Genomic DNA, 3,679 nt, shown 5'->3' with positions numbered 1-3,679 from the left:
CTCTCCTTATGCCTCTACTGCCATTCTAACGATATCAGTTACGTGTGTCTCTGGTCCGTATACATCGATCCATAGACCAAGTCTATCTGCTGCTTCTTTAATATCTTTAAGACCTTTTTCGTAGTTTGGTCCACCACGTCTAACATAGATCTTGATACCAATTTCTTTCATCTTGTCTGCATATTCTTCAAATGCCTGAATGATACCTGTAAATGTTTTAGCAACATCTGTAAAGTTAGCGATAGCTCCACCAATAATAAGGATTTTATCTCTACCCTGAGCATCTTTTTCTCTTGTCATAAGATCAAGAAGTGTTTCTGCATAGAACTTAGTCTCACCAGTTGTTGGTCCACCTGAGTACTCACCGTAGTTAGCGAGGTCATCAATACCAGCAAGATCAGCAATCGTATCAGCATAAACAACTGAAGCACCACCACCGGCAACCATCGTCCAGATACGAGCTTCTGGTTTAAGAAGTGTCAATTTAAGTGAAGCACCTGTTTTAGCATCTGCTTCTTCAATTGCCAATACTTCTGGAGATTTCTCTTCCATACCAAATGCAGTTGGGTACTCAACATCACCCCACTGTTCTACCATCATAAATCCGGCAGTGTCATCTAGTTTTGCAACCATATCAAGAAGTTCGATCTTGTTACCCTGCATTACAAACGGGTTGATTTCAAGGTATGCAAAGTTAAGCTCTCTGTATGCTTTAAAGAAACCAATGGCAAACTCAGCAAAAGCTGCTTTGTCTTTTTCTGCAACATCAGCAGGCACATTCGCTCTGATTTTATCAGCGATCTCTTCTTCAGTGTCAGTGATCTTGAAAGTAACTTCAGTTACTTTTTCTTCCCAACCTTCTTCAACTTCCATTCCACCTTCAGCAGACATATAAAGTACATCATCATCACCTACACATGTAGCAGAGATATAATACTCTTCTTCCTGTGCATGTGGCGTAAATGGCTCAACAACAAAGTGAGTCAACATGTCCACTGATGGTTCACCTGTTGGAGTATCACCGTCAAATGAGAAATACACTGATTGCTCTGTACTTGATTTTTCATCGATCCAGCTAATTGCCTTAGCTAATGAAACGTCACCTGGTTTAGCATCTTTAAAAAGTACTAAATCATTTTTACCTCTTTTACCAAAAAGCATATCTGGTTTTGCAACCAATGATTTTTCATTTAACCATGTGTGTGTTTTTGCAGCTTCTGCTAATTCTGATCCATTTTGAACCATTACAGTCTCATATGCATAAGTAAAATCTGGGAAATACTTATCCCAGTGTTTTGCTAGAATTGACTTTGCGTCATACTCTCTAATCGCCTTTTGAGCCATCGAGTTCTCCTTTAGTTTAGTTCTTTATAGTCTAGCATTAGATAGATTTGACTTTTGTATAAGTAATAAAAACTATAAGTATAAAATAAATATTGTGTATATTAGAAACAGTTTTGGAAGCTTATATGTTTTTATTCAGGACAAGGAAGAATATTATAATATCTTAACTGATAACGTTCTCTTCCATGTGCCCCATCGTAACACTCGATACCTTCAGATTTTAACTCCTGTGACAATAGGTATGGTTTGTATACACGATGTGCAAAATGTGTTCTAGGATCCTCCAGCACTAAAAATAGTAATTTATGTCCCACTATGAGAAAAACACTTAATACCAGAAATGACATCACTACGATAAAACCACGTTTATGCTGTTTCTGATGCTCTGGCAAACGTACTCCTATCGTATGATTAAATACATCCAACATAAGTACAATAGCAATCATCACGTAAGGTGCAAAATCAGTGATATGGACTCGTTGTCTAATAGATAAGAGTAGTGAAAACGCAAGTGCTGTAAATGCTATGTACCAGATAAGTGATTTCTTTTCTTTAAGTAAAATTCGATACATCGCATAGAAAAAATAGAGAAACAATAACGGTGAAAAAACAGTGGCATACAATCCGAATATTTCTACAAAATGTCCGGAAGGCGGTCCCCCTATCTCTATACCTTTTGCTAAATAGACAAAAGCCAAAAGAAAGCAAAGAGAAAAAATAGCTAATTTCTTCTCTTTGTGCATCACTGAGTAAAGTAACACGGCGACAAAGAAAATGATGGAAGCTTCATGAATGAAAAAAAGTGCAAGCATGATAGGGGGAAGTAAAAGGTAATGCCCTTTTTCATAAAGCAATACAAAAAGTAACACAAGCGGTAATACAATAATAGCGACATTGGCCAAAGTTGTAGCGGTAAGGATACCAGGTAAAAGCATAAAAATCAGTGTAGAGAGATAGACATCTTTAGATTTTTGAAAATGACGTCGGCTAAGTTCATAAAAAAGCCCAATAGCTATAAAACCAAAAAAGAGGAAAAAAGCTCTTAATCCTATAAATCCGGCTCCAAGGCTTTCACCCCACCTCATCAATGTACCTACAATATCATCTGAAGTATAAAGAATTTTTGCCTCATGCGCAGTAATAGGGGTTGTTATCGCAAGGTAAAAAACAGCTATAGCATAAAAAAATAATGCTAAAAAGAAATGCTGTTTTTTCATAATCAGGTTCTTAGAGTTTTAAAAAGTTGTCTAGCATTTCATGTCCATGTTCACTCATAATAGACTCAGGATGAAACTGCACACCATAAATAGGTTTATTTTTGATCTGTAGTGACATGATTTCATCATCATCTTTACTGTGTGATGTTGCAATAATACAATCAGGCAAAGTCTCTTTTTTGACCGTTAGAGAATGATAACGTGTAGCTCTGAATTCATGTGGAAGATCTTTGAAAATAGGCGTCTCGGCATCTACAACAATTTGTGACGTTTTACCATGCATCATATTTTTAGCTCTTATCACCTCTCCACCAAAAGCCTGTGCAATACTCTGATGTCCCAAACAAATACCAAAAATAGGTGTAGTATCTGCAAATTCCTTAATCACATCCAGTGTAACGCCTGCATCATCTGGCGTGGCAGGTCCAGGAGACAAAATAATTTTATCTGGATTCAATGCTTTTATCTCATCTATCGTCATTTCATCATTACGTATGATCTTTAAGTCTGCTCCCAGTTCTCTACAATACTGTACTACATTATAAGTAAAACTGTCGTAGTTGTCTATCATTAATACCATTTTATATCTTCCTATTTAAATCTACAGACCAAAAAAAATCAATCCATTTATCTGCTTCGCGCACATACCAATCTGGGGCTATTCTAGCACTTTTCTTATAAAAAAGTGAAGCTGTTTTAAATATCACAGTTGGATACATTTGACGCAATACCTTTAAAACTTCGACTAAGGTATCACCACTGTCTACTATATCATCCACAATGAGTACGCTTTTAGACTCATTTAGTTCCGGGATATTAAACACTTTAACACTTGCTAATTTGGTCGTATCTTCATATCCAATAGTGTTGATGCTGTAGACTTCTCTAATATTATAATATTCACCAAGCAGATGCGCTAAAGACATCCCTCCTCTGGCAATAGCGATAATGCTGTCAAATTTCCAGTCTATTTGTTTTGTCAGATCTTTTGTATCGGCCAAAAAATCTTCATAAGGATAATAACGTTTTTCCATACTAATAGACTTTCAACTCATTATAAAGGCTATCACGTTCTATGGGTTGAAAACCAGAGTTTTTGATCAGTGCTACAAAATCAT

Annotated in this window: 4 protein-coding genes; all 4 read right to left on the bottom strand. The window is 36.4% G+C overall.

Translation table 11 applies throughout. The features are described 5' to 3' along the window. Window positions 1-6: 6 nt before the first annotated feature. The 4 genes from ABZC96_RS09100 to ABZC96_RS09085 all read right to left on the bottom strand — a co-directional run bounded on the left by ABZC96_RS09100 (window position 7) and on the right by ABZC96_RS09085 (window position 3,595). The gene (locus ABZC96_RS09100) at window positions 7-1,344 is read right to left on the bottom strand and encodes an ATP citrate lyase citrate-binding domain-containing protein (RefSeq protein ID WP_373030606.1); all 1,338 of its coding nucleotides are present in this window, start codon (window positions 1,342-1,344) and stop codon (window positions 7-9) included. A 131-nt stretch (window positions 1,345-1,475) separates the two neighbouring features. Continuing rightward, window positions 1,476-2,561 (bottom strand): hypothetical protein, encoded by a 1,086-nt coding sequence (locus tag ABZC96_RS09095; protein WP_373030604.1) that lies wholly within the window; start codon window positions 2,559-2,561, stop codon window positions 1,476-1,478. Window positions 2,562-2,571: 10 nt separating this feature from the next. Further along, window positions 2,572-3,141: an aminodeoxychorismate/anthranilate synthase component II gene (locus tag ABZC96_RS09090; protein ID WP_373030602.1), complete on the bottom strand. Its 570-nt coding sequence runs from the start codon at window positions 3,139-3,141 to the stop codon at window positions 2,572-2,574. Window position 3,142: 1 nt separating this feature from the next. After that, on the bottom strand, window positions 3,143-3,595 hold the full coding sequence (locus ABZC96_RS09085; RefSeq protein ID WP_373030600.1) for a phosphoribosyltransferase: 453 nt from the start codon (window positions 3,593-3,595) through the stop codon (window positions 3,143-3,145). Window positions 3,596-3,679: the final 84 nt, after the last annotated feature.

The sequence above is a fragment of the Sulfurovum sp. genome (genome assembly GCF_041551015.1).
Classification (GTDB): domain Bacteria; phylum Campylobacterota; class Campylobacteria; order Campylobacterales; family Sulfurovaceae; genus Sulfurovum.
Note: the sequence above shows the minus strand (reverse complement) of the source record. Positions and strands in the feature narration are given on the sequence as shown.